The sequence below is a fragment of the Niallia sp. genome (assembly GCF_031978665.1).
In the GTDB taxonomy this organism is placed as follows: domain Bacteria; phylum Bacillota; class Bacilli; order Bacillales; family Cytobacillaceae; genus Niallia.
This window is the reverse complement of sequence record NZ_DALZDK010000016.1, coordinates 46,169-65,729: the sequence shown is the minus strand read 5'-3', so window position 1 is coordinate 65,729 and position 19,561 is coordinate 46,169. Positions and strand designations below refer to the sequence as shown.

Annotated in this window: 15 protein-coding genes, 1 pseudogene and 1 riboswitch; of the genes and pseudogenes, 3 read left to right on the top strand and 13 right to left on the bottom strand. The window is 36.3% G+C overall.

Annotated features, from left to right (window positions below; genetic code table 11):
* Positions 1–79: 79 nt before the first annotated feature.
* The 9 genes from RTL21_RS10680 to RTL21_RS10640 all read right to left on the bottom strand — a co-directional run bounded on the left by RTL21_RS10680 (position 80) and on the right by RTL21_RS10640 (position 12,174).
* Positions 80–1,555, bottom strand: a complete 1,476-nt coding sequence (locus tag RTL21_RS10680) for a protein adenylyltransferase SelO (protein ID WP_312095867.1) — start codon at positions 1,553–1,555, stop codon at positions 80–82.
* A 93-nt stretch (positions 1,556–1,648) separates the two neighbouring features.
* Positions 1,649–2,731, bottom strand: a complete 1,083-nt coding sequence (gene xylF / locus RTL21_RS10675; protein ID WP_312095866.1) for a D-xylose ABC transporter substrate-binding protein — start codon at positions 2,729–2,731, stop codon at positions 1,649–1,651.
* Positions 2,732–2,783: 52 nt separating this feature from the next.
* A complete protein-coding gene (locus tag RTL21_RS10670) occupies positions 2,784–4,331 on the bottom strand; it encodes a response regulator (RefSeq protein ID WP_312095865.1) in 1,548 nt (515 codons plus the stop codon).
* An 11-nt stretch (positions 4,332–4,342) separates the two neighbouring features.
* On the bottom strand, positions 4,343–5,773 hold the full coding sequence (locus RTL21_RS10665; protein WP_312095864.1) for a sensor histidine kinase: 1,431 nt from the start codon (positions 5,771–5,773) through the stop codon (positions 4,343–4,345).
* Positions 5,766–6,749, bottom strand: coding sequence for a sugar ABC transporter substrate-binding protein (locus RTL21_RS10660; RefSeq protein WP_312095863.1), 984 nt, complete (start codon positions 6,747–6,749; stop codon positions 5,766–5,768). The genes RTL21_RS10665 and RTL21_RS10660 overlap by 8 nt, the downstream gene beginning before the upstream one ends.
* Before the next feature lie 199 nt (positions 6,750–6,948).
* Complete coding sequence (locus tag RTL21_RS10655; RefSeq protein ID WP_312095862.1) at positions 6,949–8,121, bottom strand: sugar ABC transporter permease; 1,173 nt, start codon at positions 8,119–8,121, stop codon at positions 6,949–6,951.
* Positions 8,122–8,131: 10 nt separating this feature from the next.
* Complete coding sequence (locus RTL21_RS10650; protein ID WP_312095861.1) at positions 8,132–9,652, bottom strand: ATP-binding cassette domain-containing protein; 1,521 nt, start codon at positions 9,650–9,652, stop codon at positions 8,132–8,134.
* Between the two features lie 131 nt (positions 9,653–9,783).
* Positions 9,784–10,896, bottom strand: coding sequence for a sugar ABC transporter substrate-binding protein (locus RTL21_RS10645; RefSeq protein WP_312095860.1), 1,113 nt, complete (start codon positions 10,894–10,896; stop codon positions 9,784–9,786).
* A 297-nt stretch (positions 10,897–11,193) separates the two neighbouring features.
* Positions 11,194–12,174: a sensor domain-containing diguanylate cyclase gene (locus RTL21_RS10640; protein WP_312095859.1), complete on the bottom strand. Its 981-nt coding sequence runs from the start codon at positions 12,172–12,174 to the stop codon at positions 11,194–11,196.
* A gap of 109 nt (positions 12,175–12,283) precedes the next feature.
* Positions 12,284–12,369: riboswitch (cyclic di-GMP riboswitch) on the bottom strand.
* A gap of 475 nt (positions 12,370–12,844) precedes the next feature.
* Here RTL21_RS10640 and RTL21_RS10635 point away from each other — a divergent pair.
* Positions 12,845–13,381, top strand: a complete 537-nt coding sequence (locus RTL21_RS10635) for a CueP family metal-binding protein (protein ID WP_312095858.1) — start codon at positions 12,845–12,847, stop codon at positions 13,379–13,381.
* Positions 13,382–13,437: 56 nt separating this feature from the next.
* Here RTL21_RS10635 and RTL21_RS10630 read toward each other — a convergent pair whose 3' ends face one another.
* From RTL21_RS10630 to RTL21_RS10620, 3 genes are read right to left on the bottom strand one after another with little or no spacing between them, the layout of a single operon-like run.
* Positions 13,438–14,259 carry a GNAT family N-acetyltransferase gene (locus tag RTL21_RS10630; RefSeq protein WP_312095857.1) on the bottom strand — a complete coding sequence of 274 codons (822 nt, stop codon included), beginning with the start codon at positions 14,257–14,259 and terminating at the stop codon, positions 13,438–13,440.
* Between the two features lie 50 nt (positions 14,260–14,309).
* Positions 14,310–15,371, bottom strand: a complete 1,062-nt coding sequence (locus RTL21_RS10625; RefSeq protein WP_312095856.1) for a UvrB/UvrC motif-containing protein — start codon at positions 15,369–15,371, stop codon at positions 14,310–14,312.
* Between the two features lie 22 nt (positions 15,372–15,393).
* Positions 15,394–16,359, bottom strand: a complete 966-nt coding sequence (locus RTL21_RS10620; protein ID WP_312095855.1) for a S66 family peptidase — start codon at positions 16,357–16,359, stop codon at positions 15,394–15,396.
* Positions 16,360–16,472: 113 nt separating this feature from the next.
* Here RTL21_RS10620 and RTL21_RS10615 point away from each other — a divergent pair, with 113 nt between their 5' ends.
* The gene (locus RTL21_RS10615; RefSeq protein ID WP_312095854.1) at positions 16,473–16,685 is read left to right on the top strand and encodes a DUF5316 family protein; all 213 of its coding nucleotides are present in this window, start codon (positions 16,473–16,475) and stop codon (positions 16,683–16,685) included.
* Positions 16,686–16,853: 168 nt separating this feature from the next.
* Here RTL21_RS10615 and abc-f read toward each other — a convergent pair whose 3' ends face one another.
* A complete protein-coding gene (gene abc-f, locus RTL21_RS10610) occupies positions 16,854–18,488 on the bottom strand; it encodes a ribosomal protection-like ABC-F family protein (protein ID WP_312095853.1) in 1,635 nt (544 codons plus the stop codon).
* A gap of 484 nt (positions 18,489–18,972) precedes the next feature.
* Here abc-f and RTL21_RS10605 point away from each other — a divergent pair.
* Positions 18,973–19,561 (top strand): annotated as a pseudogene (locus RTL21_RS10605) (transporter substrate-binding domain-containing protein); the annotation flags it as partial.

The window sequence follows — 19,561 nt, the reverse complement described above, 5'->3', positions numbered from 1 at the left end:
GGCTCAGAGAGCGCCTCTCTGTTACCTTTTGGAATAGACAACAATAAAAAGACAGTTCCTTTCTCTTTAACAATCTTTATCATGTCCCACAATATGTTTGATAAGAAGGATTCACCTTTTGTGGGGCTACTCCGTATTCTATTTGTTCTTTTGTATAAGCATAAGGATTAGAAAGCATTTGTAATAATTCTTCCATTACACTTAAATCTCCGTCTTCTGCCGCATCAAGGGCAGCTTCTACCAGATGGTTTCGAGGAATAACGACTGGATTATGTTTTTTCATCCGTTCACGGGCGTTTTCCTCTCCACCTTCCTGACTCTTTATTCTTTCTTTCCAAGTCTTGTGCCAATCGATAAATGCTTGATTTTTGCTTACGTCGATTTTTTCTACTTCTCCTAATGTCAAAGAACGAAAAGTATCCGTATAGTCTGCTTGATTATTTTGCATGATGCCAAGGAGCTTCTCAATTAGTTCTCCATCTTTTTCGTCTTCTTCCGCTTCTAATCCTAGCTTGCCTCTCATGCCGTCAAGCCAATGCTGTTGATAGAATGTATTAAATTCATATAGTTCTTTTTGTGCCAGTTCCACTGCCTTTTCCACATTATCATGGAATAATGGCAGCAATGCCTCCGCAAATCTGGCCAGATTCCAGCCTCCAATTTTTGGTTGATTTCCATATGCATACCGACCTTGGACATCGATGGAGCTAAAAACCGTATCTAAATGAAAGCTATCCATAAAAGCACATGGACCGTAGTCAATCGTTTCCCCGCTGATTGTCATATTATCTGTATTCATTACGCCATGGATAAAACCAACCAACTGCCATTTGGCGATTAAGGCTGCTTGGCGTTTAATCACTTCTTTAAACATAGCTAAATAGGGATTCCCTTCTTTCTCGATCATAGGGAAATGACGATCAATTGCATAATCCGCAAGAGCTTTAAGATCCTTTTTCGAATCTAGGGAAGCTGCATATTGAAAGGTACCAACTCGGAGATGGCTTGCTGCAACTCTTGTTAAAATGGCCCCTGGCAACTCTGCTTCACGAACAATCTTTTCTCCAGTTGCCACGACCGCGAGACTTCTAGTTGTTGGTATGCCAAGCCCATACATTGCTTCACTTATTATATATTCTCTTAACATCGGCTTAAGAGCGGCTCTCCCATCCCCACCTCGAGAATATTGAGTGCGACCAGACCCTTTTAATTGGATATCAAATCTATGCCCTGATGGCGTAATCTGCTCCCCGATAAGCATTGCCCTTCCATCACCAAGCATCGTTGGGTGACCAAATTGGTGACCTACGTAAGCTTGAGCAAGAGGAAATCCGCCTTCCGGAATCTTATTCCCGCTTAATTCTTGTATCACCTCTGGACGTTGCAATTGTTCACTATTCAATCCTAATGATTTTGCCAACTCATGATTTAGCTTGATTAGACTTGGCGAGTTGACAGGGTTCAATGTCATCTTTGAATAAAAAACAGCGGGAAGACGGGTATAGCTATTATCAAAATTCCAGCCAGCATTTATTTTCATTTCACTATTACTCATATTAGCTCCCTTCTAATCGTTATTATGGATATTTCTATTATACCCTTTTAAACAAATGGAACATGCATTCACTCTTTAGAGGAGAGAAATAGGTTACTTTTTATAAACTTCTTCCTTTGAATGAAAATCATCTTTTATGATTGTTTCGTCCATATTTTCTTTTGTTACAGCAACAGGAGAAAGCAAGATAGTCGGAACTTCTACTTTGCCATTATTTACTTTATTTTCAACTGGAATCCTTTCTCCATTTGCCATCTGAACAGCAATTTGCGCTACTTCTTCTGCCAAAGCTTTAATTGGCTTATATACAGTCATAGTTTGAGTGCCTTGGACTATCCGTTGCGTTGCCGGAAGATCGCCATCTTGTCCAGCAACAGGAATTTTTCCATCTAGTCCATGTTTTTTCATGGCTTTAATGGCACTTCCAGCTGTTGCATCGTTTGCAGCGATAACAGCATCTATTTTATTGTCATTTGCTTTTAAAGCCTCTTCCATATTGCTGTATGCATATTCTGGATCCCAGTTTTTTGACCATTGATCATACACTATGGTAATATCTCCTCTATCTATAAAAGGTTTTAAAACTTTAAAGACTCCTCTTTTAATAAGGTGAGCATTATTATCCGTATCTGCTCCACCAATGTATACATACTTCCCTTTTGGCACTATTTCAGTAATTGCTTCCGCCTGCAATATTCCAACCATTTCATTATCAAAGGAAATATATAAATCGACTTCGGCATTTTTTATTAATCGATCATACGAGAGAACCTTTATTCCAGAAGAATGAGCTTTTTTGACAATTGCTGCCATTGCTTCTGCATTATGTGGGACTACTACTAATAAGTCGACCCCCTTGCTTATTAACGTTTCTGCCTGCAGAATTTGCAAAGCATCATCTCCATTCGCTGCAACACTTTCTACTTCTGCACCTAATTCTTCTACGGCTTCTCTAAATAAATCTCTGTCTCTTCTCCATCTATCTTCTTTCAAAGTATCCATCGAAAATCCTATTTTAAGCTTTTTGTTCCCTTCTTCCGTTTTTGTTGTTTTGGATGAAGGCTTGGATAGAGATTGACTGTCTTCTATTCCTTGTTCCTTATAACAGCCAGAAAAGATACCTGCCAAGCATATTAACATAAGAATTAACAATGATTGTTTTCCAATTCCTTTCATCTATCTCTCTCCCATAATTATTCGATGTTTTCCTCTATTCTTTATACAGGAACTAGGATGTTTTATTCACTAAAAATAACTTCCGATATTCCTTAGGTGACATATTGCACAGCTTTTTAAAGACTTTGCTAAAATAGTTCGGATCATGGTAGCCGACTTCAAAGGTAATTTCTTTTATGCTTTTATCCGTATCTCTTATTAATTCCTTTGCCTTTTCAATTCGACATTCCGTTAAGAAATCAATATAGTTAACGCCTTGCTTTTCTTTAAAAATTTTGCTTATATAAATGGGACTAAGACCGACTTTCCTAGCCAATGAATCTAAAGATATATCCTCTTGGGAATGGGCAAGGATATATTGCTTCAACTGATGAATCGTATCTGCTTCCAATCGATCTGTTCTTTGTCTAAAAGAATGAACCATTTCATCAAGCAATCTCGTTGTTTCTACTTGTAATTCCCGATAATTTACGGGCTTATATTCATATAAAGGTGTATATGTCTCTATTCCCATCTCTTCCATCACACGCGATACAATCCAGAGAATTTCTAATATTCGTTGCTGAGTATGCAACACATCTGCCTCTTCTTTTTCATAGTGCTGCAAAACATATAAAATATATTTTCGTATATTCTCCCACTGTCCCATTCGAATTTGGTCTGCAAATTCCTTTTTCCGATGTTCTGTTAGCCTTCCACTCAAGGAATCATTTGAAAGCGGAGTTTCATCTGAATAAAAACGATATTTTACCGTTAAGGAAAGATCCATTGTCGCAAAAAGGGCCTCATGGTATGATTGGCGTACCTTCTCTAAGGAAGAGGAAACATTTCCGATTCCAATAAAACAATCTGCATTCTTCGTACCTTTAACAATGGATCGTACTTGGTGGGCTAGAACAGTTGCCTGTGAACGATAAGATACCTTGTCGTCTCTAAACACAATAATAGGAAGATGGCTGCCATAAAGGGCACCTATCCAGCAGCTTTTCGTTTCTCTAATTTTCTCTTTTATAATCGAATAGAGGGACTCTGCCCCCGTTGGCATTAGTACTAGCATGACAAACATTTCCTGTGTAGATGGCGTCTCTAACATTTCAACAAGCATATCCACATGTACTTCGTGGACATGATCAAATAATAATTGTGTCACGACATCTGTTTCCACCAGAGATAACGCTTTCAAAAAAGCTTCTTCTTGATACTTTCTGACAATAGATACTCTATGTTCCTCTTTAATCTGCTGAAAAACCTTGCCAACCGTTGTGATTATTTCACTTGCTCGACTCGGTTTAAGAATATAATCCTTCACACCTAGCTTAATCGCTTGACGCATATATTCAAACGTATCAAAAGCAGTTACCATAATAAATCGAATCATAGAATTGCTTGCAGTAATCCTTTCAATCGCTTCTAAGCCATTGAGACCTGGCATTTTAATATCCATTAAAATTAAATCAGGTCGAAATGTTTCTGCTAATTCAATTGCCATTTTTCCATTTTTTGCTTGCATTATCTTTGTATCAGGAAAACCTTTTTTTATAATTGCCTCCATTCCTTCTCTCTCTAATTGTTCGTCATCTACAATGAGGAGTTTTATCATCATCCCACACCCTATTTTTTTATTTGAATAATCACCTTAGTTCCCGAGCCAATCTCACTCTTAATCATTAGGACATCTTCATTTCCAAAAAAAAGTCGTAGTCTTTTTACTACATTGCTAAACCCTATTCCAATGCCTTTTGATTCCTTTTCAAGAGGCTGTAAATCTTCTGTAAGCAATTGTTGTATTTTATCCTTTGGTATTCCAATCCCATCGTCTTCGATTTCGATTAGGACTCTATCCTTCTCATCTATTACTCGGGCCCAAATCGTTCCGCCATCCTCATTTGGTTCCACTGCATGAATAACTGCATTTTCAATAATTGGCTGTAATGTTAACGACGGAATTTTCCAATCTAGACAGCATTCATCTATCTCCATAAAAAAACGCAATCTGTCTGTAAATCTTGCTTTTTGTATATCCATATATTGCCTTAAAACCATTATTTCCTCTCGGAGCGTCACCGACCGATCTAATTGCTTTAAATTGTATCTAAGAATTCCTGCCACACTAACTAATAAATCACTTGTTTCTTCTGAACCTTCTAAATAAGCCTTTTTTGATATCGTATTTAAGGTATTAAAGAGAAAATGGGGACTGATTTGACTCTGTAGACTTTTAAACTGGCTTTCTTGCAGCAATATTTTGCTCTGCTGTAATTCATGTTCTAGCTGTGCTTTATGTTTTATTTCTGAAATTAGCACATTAATGTTCTTTCTCATTCTATCGAAGGTTCTTGCTAGAAAAGCAATCTCATCCTTTGTCTCTACTTTTACCTGCAAATCAAATCGGCCTTTAGACAATTCATTCGCTGCCTGCGTTAGCTTAAATATCGGTCTAGTTATAGTTAATGAAAACCAGTATGTTACCAAAAATAAGACGCACATGATTAATAATAAAAGGAAGATTCCAAGTTTCATCACTTCACCTGACTGCTTTATAATGCCTCGATAAAAACGATCATAGGTTTTAAGCTCTGTATCAACTAAGGATAAGGACATCTCTGAAATATATGTTGATATGCTCGTAACTTCAGAGAACTCCTGGGCAGCCGATTCACTGTCGTTTTCTGATAAAAATAGCAGGAGCCGATTGGTTGTTTCGATAAAACTATCAATTAAATGAACATAGTTTGTTAAGGTAAAATCATTTTCTACGTTTCTTAGCGTAACGACCCCTTGTTTTGCTTCTTCCATTCTTTTCTTGCTTTGATTAAGCTTCGACATATTCACGTCAGATGGATTTATCATGTAGTTATTTAAATCAGTGATTACATTCTGGCTACTAGAAGTGACTTCGTTAAGCTTTAAATAACGTTGCAAAATCTCATTATATTGCTGTTGTGTTTTGTGATTGTAATAAGTAAGTGCTATCCAAATGATGGACATGATAATCAAGACAATTGTTGTGAGCAGTAGAATTTTTTTTTGAATACTATTCATATGTAGTTTCCGCTTTCTGTATCTTTACATCTGTTAGATAGCCATTTTTATCTAACGGGACTTTTTCACCATTCAGCCATTCCAGCATTAGTTGGACACTCTTTTCTCCCATTGTTTCCGGAGATTGTTCCACCATGGCATCCAAGGTCCCTGCCTCTAATAGCGAGATAGATTCAGGTCCATCATCAAAGGAATATAAATAATATGGGGTGATTTGATAACGCTTACTTATTTCTTTAACCAAAGTTCCTAAAACATTTGCATTAATAGCGATGAATGCATTCGTATCAGGCTCCTTATTTAAAATATCTTGTGTTGCTAGGACTACCTGCTCTTTCGTTGTGTCAATCGTTTTTGCATAGACAACGTTAATATCTTTATATTGTTTAAGTATCTCCTCTATACCATTTAATCGCTGTTTTTGAAAATATTCCTCCTGGGAGTCAAGCATGAGAACAACCTTTCCCTTTTTTCCCATATCACTTACTAGTTGCTCCGCAATCATTTTTCCAGCGAAAAATTGATCTGATCCTACATAAGTTCTTCGCAAACTGTCAGCTATCGGAACATCATTTGCAACAGTAATAATGGGAATTCCATAAAAAGAGGCTTTTATTTTAGTCAAATTCTTAAACTCATCTGTATCCAATCCTTGAACGATAATTCCATCTACTTTCGATTGAATCGCTATTTCGATGTTTTTCAGAAAATCTTCCTGATTATTTCCATAGCTCCCCCATACTTCAAGACTAACATCTTCTAATTCTGCTTGTTTTTTCGCCCCTTGTGCTACTTTATCCCAAAAGGGGGTATCTCTTTCTTGTGTGATTAAAACAAGACGTTGCTGATCTTGATTGTTAACCATATCAGAGGGAAATTGCCAATCCGCACGAAAAACATTTCTTGCCGAATCAAATGTAAAATAACAAAGAATAAAAATGACCGTTAAAAATATAACCATAATCGTTTTTCGCAAAAGACCAATCTCCTTCCATTAAAATGTATCCTACAAACTCATCATAGCATCCTTTGAAAATAGTACAATACTTGTTCACTGGAAAAGAAATGTCATTTATTTAGGAAAATTACAGCAACATGGAATGGAAGAAAAACGAGGCAGCAGCTTGTCTGGTAAAAAGGTAGAAATAGGAGAGACAGCAGTCTCTCCTCCTAGTTTATTTTGACTTTCGCGTCATAACATCAAAAATAACCGCGCCTGCTAAAACTCCCCCTCTAATCATATATTGATAAGAGATGCCAACTCCTAGTAAATTCATTCCACTTGAAAGAGATGCCATAACAATTGCACCAATAATAGCACCTGTTACTTTTCCAACTCCTCCGGCAGCTGAAACTCCTCCTACATAAGCAGCTGCAATTGCATCTAACTCGAATAGAGTACCAGCTGTTGTTGTAGCAGATTGGAGACGAGCCGTAAATAAAATACCAGATAATGCTGCCATCATTCCCATGGATCCAAAAACAATATAGGTAATCTTTTTCACATTAATCCCACTAAGGTGAGCAGCTTCTGGATTACTTCCAACTGCATAAATATGTCTTCCAAGTACTGTTTTCGTAGTCAAGAAATGATACAAAAAAACAACTGCAAGCATGATAATAACAGTCCAAGAAAATCCGTTATACCCAGCAAGAATCCATGTAATATAGGCAATGATTACAGAAACAAATGCTAATTTTAAAATAAACATTGGTTTAGACAGCACTTCAAATTGATATTTTAATTTGTTGCGTCTATTTGTTATTTCACTATAAATATAGATAAGAATTCCTACTAATCCCACCAATAAAGATAAGAAATGAAGTCCATTTACTTCAAGAATAGATGGTATATATCCATTTCCAATCGCATTAAATGTATCATTTTGAATGATAATGGTTCCCGTTTTTTCCGTTACTTGCAATAAAGCACCGCGAAAAATCAGCATACCTGCTAAGGTAGCCACAAAGGATGGTATTCCTACTTGTGCTACTAACAGCCCGTTAAATAACCCTACCACAATCCCAAGTATGAGAATGATAGGGATGGTAATATACACGGAAACCCCTGCCTGTGTCAGTAGGATTGCAGCAATCGCCCCAAGAAATCCAGCAACATATCCAACAGATAAATCAATATGACGAATAACAATAATCAATGTCATCGCAACTGCAAGCACTGCTATATATCCTGCTGAATCTAGTAAATTACTTATATTACGCGAAGAAATAAATAATCCGTCTGTCATAATCGTAAAAGTAAGAATAATAACAAACAAAGCGATATACATTCCATAATCACGAATATTGGCTCGAATAAGTGTTTTTGCTTCTTGGTACATATTCATTCCACCCTCCCTATTGTGTTGCCAGTTGCATAATGTTTTCTTGATTAGCCTCTTTTATATTCAATTCACCTTTTAATTCTGTTTGCGCCATGACATATACTCTATCACTCATGCCAAGCACCTCTCCTAGCTCAGAAGAAATCATGATGATGCTTAACCCTTCTTCAATTAACTTATTCATAACAGTATAAATTTCAAATTTAGCACCAACATCAATGCCTCGGGTTGGTTCATCTAAGATTAATAGCTTTGGGGCAACAAATAGCCATTTTCCAAGTGAGACCTTCTGCTGATTCCCTCCACTTAAATTACCTGCGAGCTGTTCAAGCGATGAAGCTTTTATATGAAGCGACTTTTTATAGGAGTCAGCGACCTTAATTTCCTCGTTTTCATTAATGACTCCTTTTTGCGCAATTTCTTTCAAATTAGCAGCAGAGATATTACTCTTAATATCTTGCAGCAAGAATAATCCATCTCCTTTACGATCTTCCGTTACATACGCTATTCCTGCCTGAATGGCATCGCTTGTATGTTTAAGCTTTTGCCGTTTCCCGTTCAAGAGCATTTCACCCTGAATTTTATACGATTTGGCATTTCCAAAAATACTTAATGCAAGTTCTGTTCGACCTGACCCCATCAATCCCGCAATTCCAACGATTTCACCTTTTTTTACATGGATGTTAATATTCTTTACCACTTCTCTCCCTAATTGAGGATCAAAGGCACTCCAATTTTTTAGCTCTAAAACAGTTTTTCCTTTTTCTTTCTGATCTCGTTTTGGATAAATATCTTCTATTTCTCTACCAACCATATTCTTAATAATAATATTTTCTGTTACTTCCCCTTTTACAGCATCTAAGGTACAAATTGTTTTCCCATCCCGAAGAACAGTTGCTTTATCTGCAATCGAGATAACTTCCTTTAGCTTGTGGGAAATCATAATACAAGTAATTCCTTGCTTTTTTAGTTCCTTTAATAATTGGAGCAGATTTTCACTGTCATCTTCATTTAATGCAGCGGTCGGTTCATCTAGGATAAGCAGCTTTACATCTTTACTTAATGCCTTGGCAATTTCAATGAGTTGCCTTTTTCCGACACTTAAATCCTTTACAAGTGTATCTGGAGCAACATCTAGCTTTACTTTTTCTAATAATTTCTTCGATTCAACAATCGTTTGGTTCCAATTGATCATTCCACCTTGCTTCACTTCATTTCCAGCAAAAATATTTTCATACACCGTTAAGTCGGGAAATAAAGCAAGTTCCTGGTAAATAATAACAATACCTACTTTTACACTGTCACTAATTTTATGGAACTGCTGAATCTCCTCTTCTAATACAATATCGCCATCGTAGGTTCCATATGGGTGTACTCCACTTAATACTTTCATTAAAGTCGATTTACCAGCTCCATTTTCCCCTATTAAACAATGAATCTCTCCTTTACTCACTTTGAAATTCACATCGCTTAATGCCTTTACTCCTGTAAATTCTTTTGTAATCCCATTCATTTCGAGAATATATTCACTCATTTTCTTCCTCCTTTAAAAGCTGACAAGGGAATGGATGAAAGGTCAACCTCGCTTGGTATATTTAAAGCCAGAAGCAATCGATATAGCCAATTGAGGTCGAGCTCTTTTTTTGGGAAACCTCTTCTATAAAATTACTTTAAGCCTGTAAATTCACTTGCTTCGTAATAGCCTGAGTCAATTAATTCTTTTTGCACATTATCTTTATCTACAACAATGACATTTGTTTGCTTCGCGCTTACTTCAATCGCTCCATTATCATAAGAGCCTGTAGTTTCTGGTGATTTTCCATCTAAGATATCGACAGCAATCCCCATTGCATCCGTTACTAATGTACGAACATCTTTAAATACTGTCATGGATTGCTTTCCATCAATCACATATTGAATAGATGCTTTTTCTGCATCTTGACCTGTCACAAGATAACTCGAAATATCCCCATCAGAGGCAAATACGTCTGCAATTGCACGGGCTGTACCATCGTTAGGTGCTAAGACTGCAACATCCCCCTTCATATCTGTGCCTACAGCTGTTAAATGCGTTTGCGCTTTATTTTTCGCTTCGTTTGGATCCCAGTTTGTTGTCACCTGCCCTAAGATTTTACTCATTTCATCACGGCTAAGCTCTTGCTTATCTTTTAACTTTTCTGCCTCTCCTGAGTTAGCAATTTTGAATGTTCCATCAGCAATTTTCGGTTGAAGTACGCTCCATGCGCCCTCAAAGAATAAAAAGGCGTTGTTATCCGAAGCAGCTCCTGCATATAGATACAAAGGTACGTCCTTTCCTTCTGAATGATCAATCAAATACTGCCCTTGTGCAGCACCAACAGCCACGCTGTCAAAAGTAACGTAGTAGTCGACTGCATCTGTGTCAGTAATCAGACGGTCATAAGAGATAACTTTAATGCCATCTTTTTTAGCAGCCTCCACAGCCGCCGCTGCTGCTGCTCCATCTTGTGGAGTAATAATAAGTACTTCAATCCCTTTATTAATTAACGTTTCCACATTTTCTTTTTCTTTCGCAGAAGAACCTTGGCTGAATAAAATTTCAGTCGTGTATTCAGAGTCTTTTAACGCATCTTTAAAGCGCTGCTCATCCTGTACCCAACGTGGCTCATCTTTAGTTGGCAAGACAATTCCCACACTGATTTTCTTGCTACTTCCACCTGTGCTGTTGCTACAAGCTCCCATAAGAGCCGCAACTAGCATTACTACAAGTAATAAGGATATGGACTTCCATCTTTTCATTGATTTTTCCCCCTTTGAATTTGGTTCTTTCTTTTCTTTACAGTTAAAATTGTATGGGAATAACCATCCATTTGTAAGCGTTAACAATAGTACTCTTTTAATATCTTCTGTATTTTTTTAATATGGGGTGGGGAGAAAATCTATTTTGTTTTTTATGATACTAAAGGATTTTGGGGCACCTCAAAAAGTAGAGCTTCTTCTTAGGAACAACATTTTCCTATTATCATCAAAAAAACAGCCTTCATTCAAGTAATGAAAGCTGTTTTTACCTATCAATATAAGACTTACCTCAAAAAGTTACTTCGCAAGCACTCTATTTCCATAAGGCATGGTATTTTTCTTCTTCTTCATTTTATTTTGATACATATTATCATCTGCTTCTTTAAATAAAGCGGTCATTTTCCCAAGAGAGCTTGGAACAAAAGCGTAGCCAATGGACATTTTCACAGCCATATCCTTCTCACTTTGTTCATTGCCGCTTAATTCACTGGACATTCTTTTATATAACTCTTCTATTTCTTCCTTGTTCATTCCTTGGATTAATAATACAAACTCATCTCCGCCTATTCTAGAAACTGTAAGATATGGAGAAGAAAAAGCGTTTAATAATTTTCCAGCTTCTTTGATTAGATCATCACCTTGTTTATGTCCATATTTATCGTTTACCTGCTTTAGTTCGTCTAAGTCGCATAAAATAATGGCGATTGCTTCATCTACTTTTGTATCAAATTCATCCATCTTTTGTTCAAAGTAAAAGCGATTATGCACTTCTGTCAGCGCATCATGAATCAGTTGATATTCTAAATTCTGCCGTAGTCTTACTTTCTCGTCAATATTGCGAATAATTCCATGAATCGCTACTACCTCCCCTTGTTCATATATAGGAGTAGCATATTCCTCAAACCATTTATAAGTACCGTCTAAACATCTCATTCGTTGAATCAAAGGTTTGCTGTAATCAATTTGTCCGGTAATTTTTTTAAACATAATATCATAATCTTCTGGATGGATAATCTCTAAAGGAACATGCGGATTTCGATAGATTTCCTTGACCATGCCATCTCCTAAAATGTGATCCGCAGATGGACTTATATACGAATGTCTCATTTGCGGTTTTACTTCATATCTGTATACAATATCCTTTGAGCTTTCTACTAAGCGAAACATAATATCTTCCTTTTCTATTTTCGCTTTCCAGTTATTATATTTACGCTTATCGTTTATTTTCCAAAAGCAAATACCAACCACTATACCACTGAAAAAGTAGAATATCCCCATCTTCATCCTCACCTTATAATTAGTGAGACTATCATCTGCATATTACAACTATCCAAATAACAGAAAAAAGCTAATCTTCTACCGATTAGCCTTCCATTTATAAAGATAAATCGGTAACTGGCTGACTTAATCTCCAAGATCTTAGTCCCTATAGCTTTGCGTCTTCACCTTTCGATGAATTTGCCTTTATCATTTTATTAGCTGTTTTCGTAAAATTTATTGCTATACCCACAGCCGGAATACACTTCGCTTTCCGTGGGACTCGCGCTAAAGCCGCGGTCTGCCTTTGGCCTGCAGGGTCTCAGCTGTCTCGCTAATCCCCGTGGCGTCTACGTGTATTCCAGCTGCTCCATTTTTCCAACTAATTGTTTTTTTCGATAGAAAAAACAACATTCCTTTTAGAAAACAGCGTTTTATTATATTGAAATAACGAATATTATACTATCAAAATTTCCTTTTTCTTGTTTCTATTACAAATTTTATAGGAAAATAGGTAGATACACAAGTGATAGAAAGGACTTTTTTCACATTTTTTTACATAACTAGCATGAACGGCATTCTGTTCAATCGGAAAAATTCACAAAATCTCCATTTTTCTCTCATGATTTCTCGATTTATTTTGATATCTTAATAAAAAAAGCAGTTACTAGAAAGGAAGAACGCGATTAAGATGAAGAAAACGAAACTAATCATACCGATAGTTATTACGATAGTATTTGCTGTGACCGTCATTTTGTTAATCAATCAAAATAATCAATATGAAAAAATGGACAGCGAGGATGTAAAGCAACTCGTCCAAGATTTTAGTTCCGGCAAGAAATCAGCAGCTGCTGCATCGATTAGCTCCGATACACTAATCGTAAGTACGCTTGAAAAGGAGGAGTTTATTTACCAATTGCCGCAAGATGAATTTTTCGTATCGGTTGCTCCCTACTTAGTAGATACACATCCATGTGCTATCCATAATCTAGCTAGTTGTCGTGGAGAATTGGCTAATAAGGAATTTACTGTATATATTGAAGATCGAGATGGAAATGTTTATGTGGATGAACCATTAACATCGCAGTCAAATGGTTTTATCGATTTATGGCTTCCTCGCAATAAGGATTATCAAATTACCATCTCCTATAATGGCAAAACGGCTACAACAGAATTCGCAACTTTCAAAGACGATAATACTTGTATTACAACACTCCCTTTAACCTAAAGATTAGTGGAGGTATACCAGTTTCTAAGTTTGGATACCTCCTTTCAAAAAGTTACTTATATTTCGTAATAGTCCTGGGATTGATAGCTTTTAAATCCACAAGACTCATAAAGCTTAAGAGCCCGTGCATTTTTTGCTTCTACATCTAAAAAAACCAGAAAGCCTTTTTCCTGTTCCCTTTTGACCACTTTCGATAATGCCCTTCTTCCAATTCCTTTCCCGCGAAGCTCTGGAAATACAACGAAGCCATAAATCCATGCTTCTCCATCCATTTCAGAAACTCTGATTTTCCCAGCTACTTTTCCATCTACCTCAATAATCATGCGTTGTTGAGCATCCTGTTCCTTTATTGTCTCTACATATGCACGGGCATCCTCTTCCTCCATGCCAAATCCAAGGACATCAAGCTGAATTTCTACTTCTTTGTCTTTAGCATAATCATATGTTCTTAAAGAAATCGATGTATCCTCCATTAACTCTGTCTTATGCCATTTCATTTGGTGCTCTGAAAAAGCGTATGTACAAGGGATATTTTTCAAAAAATCTTTTGCACTTTGTGACGAAGCGGGGGCATTTAGTAAAACGCTCTTCGCCTTTCTCTTTCTTGACTCTTCTATCCCAGCCTCCAATAAATTCGCAAATATCCCTTTTCTGCGATAATCTGGATGTACCATTCCACAAAGCTCTACTTTTCTTCCAAAATAATAGCTCCCTAAGAATCCAACTAGCTTGCCGTCTTCATAATGAAAAAAGTCCTCTTTATTTTCCTCGTTTCGGTTTTCTAGCATATCGAAGTTAAGCTTTAATTCATAGCCTTCCACTTTCTCACAAATATCCTTAAGCTCTTTTATTTCTGCAATTTGTTCTTTTGTCAGCATGTTTATTTTCTCCTTTGATTTGGGATATCTTGCTTGGAGATTATTTCCCTTCATAACATCAGTAATCTTTCAAAAGCCATTTCAAAAAGAGTACTTTCCGTACTTCCTAACCACTCATCCGAAATAACCTCATACTTACAAGTGTCGCTGTTTAAATATTTATAAATAATAAAAGCTTCATCTATTTCCCCTTTTTCCAAAGTACCGATTTGTGGATTGGTCCCAGTAAGGGATATGCTTATCTCCCTCTTCACCTCTAGAATATTTAAATGATTCACTTCATATATTTGCCGGTACAAAATTTCATTCCGTCTAATAAAAAACAGTTTTATGCGGTAGTCATCTAAGTATTCTACTGCAAGGATTGGATGATTTTCTTTCATAAAATTTACGACTGTTTCTGTTTGTAAAATCGCATTTATTTTCGCAACGGTATCTCTTATTTCTGCTGCCCTTTCAAACTCAAAATTACTGGAAGCTTCTATCATTTTTGCAGACATTTCTTCTATTATTCTATAATCACTTTTTTTAAATAAAGAAAGGAGACGATGAACAATTTGTTGATACGTCTCTGTGGCTACTGGATCAAAGCAGATACCCATACACTTTCCGATTGAATAATTTAAGCATGGACTATTATTTGGTATCGACTGCGAACAATCCATCTTATAAAATGCCTGTATTCCTTTTAACGCATTCTCTACTGTTCCTTTACTAATGAAGGGACCAAAGTAATAATGAATGTCGTCCCTATCAATCTCATTGGCAATCTCCATATGGTAGATTCCCTTCTTCCATCGAAAAACGATATAGTTATATGCTTTTGTTGCCTTCATCATCCTATTGTACATCGGCTGAATTTCCTTTATTAATTTACACTCCAGCATCAATGCCTCAAATTCCGTATCAGTGAGGAGATAATCAAAATCCTTTATATGGTTTACAAGCTTCTCTACTTTGCCAACACGATTTTTCGAATGCTGGAAATAAGAAGAAACTCTATTTTTTAACCTTTTTGATTTGCCGACATAAATGATTTGTCCAGAGGAGTCCTTCATTAAATACACTCCTGGAGACGCTGGCAAATTTTTTATTTTTTCTTTAAGCTCCAAGGTGATTCCTCCTCTGCACCTTTTAAAAAGAAGTCATCTTTATTCCATGCTTCTTCGTATCAATCTCTACTTCTCCACCAATTGGAAAAGTAAAAAATGGCTGGATATGCCCAAAATCAACATCATATAGGACTGGGATTTGTTTCAAAATAGGATGTTTATCTAGAATAAATAATAGCTGCTCCTCTGACATTTTAGAAGCTCGTTGAAATCTACCAACCACTAATGCTCGGATGGAGCCCGCCGTCTGCAGTAAAGAAGTTAAATCTCTTGCGAACGTTTCAGGAATAGTTAATTCATCATCTTCTACAAACAAGATGCTGTCTTTCAGATTTGGCATGTATTCTGTTCCCTGTAGTAAATTTAAGGTACACAGATTCCCACCAAACAATTGCCCTTTTGCATATCCCTCTTGGAATACCTTCCATCCTCCTAGTTCAAATTGGCGATTTTCTTGATCCAAATACCACGCATCATCTGTCCATACATCAGAAGGCTCTATGATGAATTTCTTTGATTCCATCAAGCATTTTTGAAAGTATTCCGTTTGGTATTCTTGTAGCTTTTCCATTTGAAAACTGGAAAAATGGGGACCAGAATATGTAATAAAATCAGCCTTCGTTGTGATTGCTGCTGCTAAAGCAGTAATATCACTATACCCACAAAGGATCTTCGGATTGTCTTTTATTAAGTCATAATCTAAATATGGCAATAATTCATTGCTGTTAAATCCACCAATTACAGTTAATATTCCTTTCACCTTTTTATCACGAAAGGCATCATGAATGTCTTCCACCCTATGTTCAATCGTCGAGGAAAACTGCAAATCCGATTCAAAAATATGCTTTCCGAACGTAACAACAAAACCAAGGTCTTCTAATCTTTTCTTTGCTTGTTCCATTCCCTCTTCGGATAAAATTGTCGCACTTCGACTAGGTGCTATTACTCGAATTTCATCGCCTTTTTGTAGCTTATCAGGTATTCTCATGCACATTCCTCCTCTTTCTTCTTATTAAAGCACAAATAATCATATATTTCTGTAACTTTAAGGTAGAATGAAACGTATATTTGGAACAAATATGAATGAATGGAGGAAAAAACATGCTTACTTTTTTTCTAGTAGTTGGCATCATCGCTATTTTCATCGCAGTGACAATGATTGGGGCCTGGCCAGATGGACGGCAACATAGAAATACTCATATTACAGAAACGAAAGAAGATCGTGTCTTAAATACAAAAATTTCTATGGCGACTGGTTTGATTGGTATTGTCTCGTTGGCGATAGCTGGGGTTATTCATTTTTTAACAAATTGAATTCCTATGAACCCGGATATGATCCAAAATTTTGTTTTATTGTCCAAACCATCTCATATATGATCCAAATTTTCGTTTTATTGTCCAAACCATCTTATATATGAGCCAAACCCCTACAACCAATCAAAAAGTGGGACAAGGAACCTGTCCCCCAATCCCACTTCACCATTACTTCAGCTCCTTAATTTGCTTGGTCAATTTCAAAAACTTTCTATCTAATTCTGCGTATTCTTTATCCTTTGGTGTCATAAAGCTTAATTTTCCAAGGACTTCTTGTCTTTCTGTTTCGAGTTTTAAACGGAGCTCTTCTTTATTATCTCTTTTCTGTTCTCCAGATTCCGTCCATTGTCTTTGAATCGTTCTTTCAACTATGGCTATTTTACTAGTAATTATTTTCTCTAAGAAATAGCGGTCATGGGAAACGACGAGGAGCGTTCCATTATAGCGCGATAACGTTTCTTCCAATTGTTCACGGGACGGTAAATCAAGATGATTCGTTGGTTCATCTAGAATGAGCACATCTTTTTCTTCCAAAATATAAGCCATTAACTTACACTTTACCCGTTCTCCCATACTCATCTTTTTTATCGGTTCCTTCCATTGCGATGCCATAAACCCTAAATGCTTCATTAACGTTTGTACTTTTCCTCTTTCTTCAAACGTCTCTTTAAAAAACAACTGTGCTGGTGTTTCCTCTAAAGGAAGATCAAATACTTCCTGTGTTAAATACCCAATATTGGCAGATGGAGAAATCCAGACATCTCCATCTGCCTTTTCTTTTCCTAAAATAATATTTAATAAGGTTGTCTTCCCACTTCCATTTGGACCAATAATGGCAATCTTCTCGCCATGTTGAATCGTGACGTTCCCCTTTTCAAACAAAACGCGAGAGCCAAATGCTTTTGATAAATCCTTGATCTCCAAGAAGCGTTTTCCTTTCTTTTTATTCGCTTCAATCGAAAAAGACACCGTATACTCTTCTTCTAAACGCTCTACTTTGTTTTTTTCCAGCTCTTTTTCCAATCGTTTTTGCTTCGATTTCACTTGGGCATCCATTCGTTTCGCTTTTGCACGATAATATTCTTTTGGAAACTCTTGTTTCGTTGATTGTGCATGTGCCTTTTGCGACCAAGAGGTAATCTCTTTCATTTGCCCTTCGACTTGTTTAATCTTCTTTTGTTGTTTGTCATATTCTCTCTGCTGGGTTAATCTTTTCTGTTCGCGCGCTTCCATATAACTGGAGTAGTTCCCTTTATGCTCGATAAGCTTCTTACTTTCAATAGACCAAATCTTTGTAGAAACAGCATCTAGAAAATAACGGTCATGGGAAACAAGGATAATTGTGCCTTTATATTTTTTGATTTGCTCTTGAAGTAGTTCCATACTGTTCTCATCTAAATGATTGGTTGGTTCATCTAATAACAGTAAATCAGCTTCAATAGCAAAGCCTCTGGCAAGCCTTGCTTTTAACTTTTCCCCACCGCTCATTTTTTGAAAATCATTTGTTGGCACCTGCCATTTTTCCAGCAGCTTCATTTCGGTAGAATTCTCTTCCATAAGGTCATGGTTTTCCATTTCTTGTTCGACCATTCTAATTGCCAGATTTTCCTTTATCCACTTCAAATGTCCTTCTATAGGAGCTATGTCTTGGTTTATCAACTGCAATAAAGTCGATTTTCCAGCACCATTTTTGCCAATAATCCCAATAATCTCTCCCTGCTGTACACTTGCATTTATTTTTTCGAAAATAGTTACATCCAACACTTCATAACCGATATTCACCAATTTTAAAAGTTCTGTCATTGTACCAAACCCTTTCTGAGAAGGGAGAAAAAAAATCCTCCCAATTATTCTTGGAAGGATTAGCCATACCTAATTATTTGCTCATTCGTTCATCTTGATCCTATACAAAAAAACTGTGCATATCGACCAATAATTGTGTGCATACCATTAGAGATACACACTGAAAAGCGTTTTATGGAAATGGGCAGACTAATCCTATTTTTGTTTAATTTGAAATTTATTTCATTCAAATTTTTAAAAAATAAGATTAGTTCTTCATCGTTCACCCATCATCCCTTTCGTTATAAGTACCTGAAGTATAACACATTTTCCAATCTGTAATCCACTGCTTTAAGATAAAATGGTAAAAATTCACTTTATATTCCTAACTGTACAATATCACAATTGTTTAGTATTATTTTAACTATGTGTTTGTTAGATAATCTAACATATGATATCCAGGACTTTATAAATATCAAGAAAAAAGCGAAAAGGAGTTACACGAATGAAGCAAAAAAGAATGTCTAAATTTATTTTATTCTTTGTAGTTATCTTAACTATATTGAGTATTATTTCTCCCATAACAAAAGCAGAAGCAAAGGAGAAAGTATATCAGATCGCAACAGATATTACATTTGCACCATTTGAATTTCAGGATGTAAATGGTGATTTCGTTGGAATTGATATGGACTTAATCGCTGCTATTGCGAAAGACCAAGGTTTCCAATATGAAATGAAGCCACTTGGATTTAACGCTGCTGTACAAGCACTTGAATCTAAACAAGTGGATGCAGTTATTGCGGGAATGAGCATCACAGAAGAAAGACAATTAAAGTTTGATTTCTCTGATCCTTATTTTGATTCAGGTATCATTATGGCGGTTGATAGTGATAATGAGACCATTTCCTCTTATGAAGATTTAAAAGGTCAAAAGGTTGCTGTTAAAACAGGAACAGAAGGTGCTAGCTTTGCTGAAGGCATCAAAGATAAATATGGATTTTCAATCGTAACTTTTGACGATTCTGCTAATATGTATGAAGAAGTAAGAACAGGAAATTCCGTTGCTGTATTTGATGACTATCCAGTATTAGCTT

Excerpts from the sequence above, each read along its gene's own strand:
- RTL21_RS10680 (WP_312095867.1), bottom strand. The coding sequence starts at position 1,555 with ATGAGTAATAGTGAAATGAAAATAAATGCTGGCTGGAATTTTGATAAT.
- xylF (WP_312095866.1), bottom strand. The coding sequence starts at position 2,731 with ATGAAAGGAATTGGAAAACAATCATTGTTAATTCTTATGTTAATATGC.
- RTL21_RS10670 (WP_312095865.1), bottom strand. The coding sequence starts at position 4,331 with ATGATAAAACTCCTCATTGTAGATGACGAACAATTAGAGAGAGAAGGA.
- RTL21_RS10665 (WP_312095864.1), bottom strand. The coding sequence starts at position 5,773 with ATGAATAGTATTCAAAAAAAAATTCTACTGCTCACAACAATTGTCTTG.
- RTL21_RS10655 (WP_312095862.1), bottom strand. The coding sequence starts at position 8,121 with ATGAATATGTACCAAGAAGCAAAAACACTTATTCGAGCCAATATTCGT.
- RTL21_RS10650 (WP_312095861.1), bottom strand. The coding sequence starts at position 9,652 with ATGAGTGAATATATTCTCGAAATGAATGGGATTACAAAAGAATTTACA.
- RTL21_RS10645 (WP_312095860.1), bottom strand. The coding sequence starts at position 10,896 with ATGAAAAGATGGAAGTCCATATCCTTATTACTTGTAGTAATGCTAGTT.
- RTL21_RS10640 (WP_312095859.1), bottom strand. The coding sequence starts at position 12,174 with ATGGGGATATTCTACTTTTTCAGTGGTATAGTGGTTGGTATTTGCTTT.
- RTL21_RS10635 (WP_312095858.1), top strand. The coding sequence starts at position 12,845 with ATGAAGAAAACGAAACTAATCATACCGATAGTTATTACGATAGTATTT.
- RTL21_RS10630 (WP_312095857.1), bottom strand. The coding sequence starts at position 14,259 with ATGCTGACAAAAGAACAAATTGCAGAAATAAAAGAGCTTAAGGATATT.
- RTL21_RS10620 (WP_312095855.1), bottom strand. The coding sequence starts at position 16,359 with ATGAGAATACCTGATAAGCTACAAAAAGGCGATGAAATTCGAGTAATA.
- RTL21_RS10615 (WP_312095854.1), top strand. The coding sequence starts at position 16,473 with ATGCTTACTTTTTTTCTAGTAGTTGGCATCATCGCTATTTTCATCGCA.
- abc-f (WP_312095853.1), bottom strand. The coding sequence starts at position 18,488 with ATGACAGAACTTTTAAAATTGGTGAATATCGGTTATGAAGTGTTGGAT.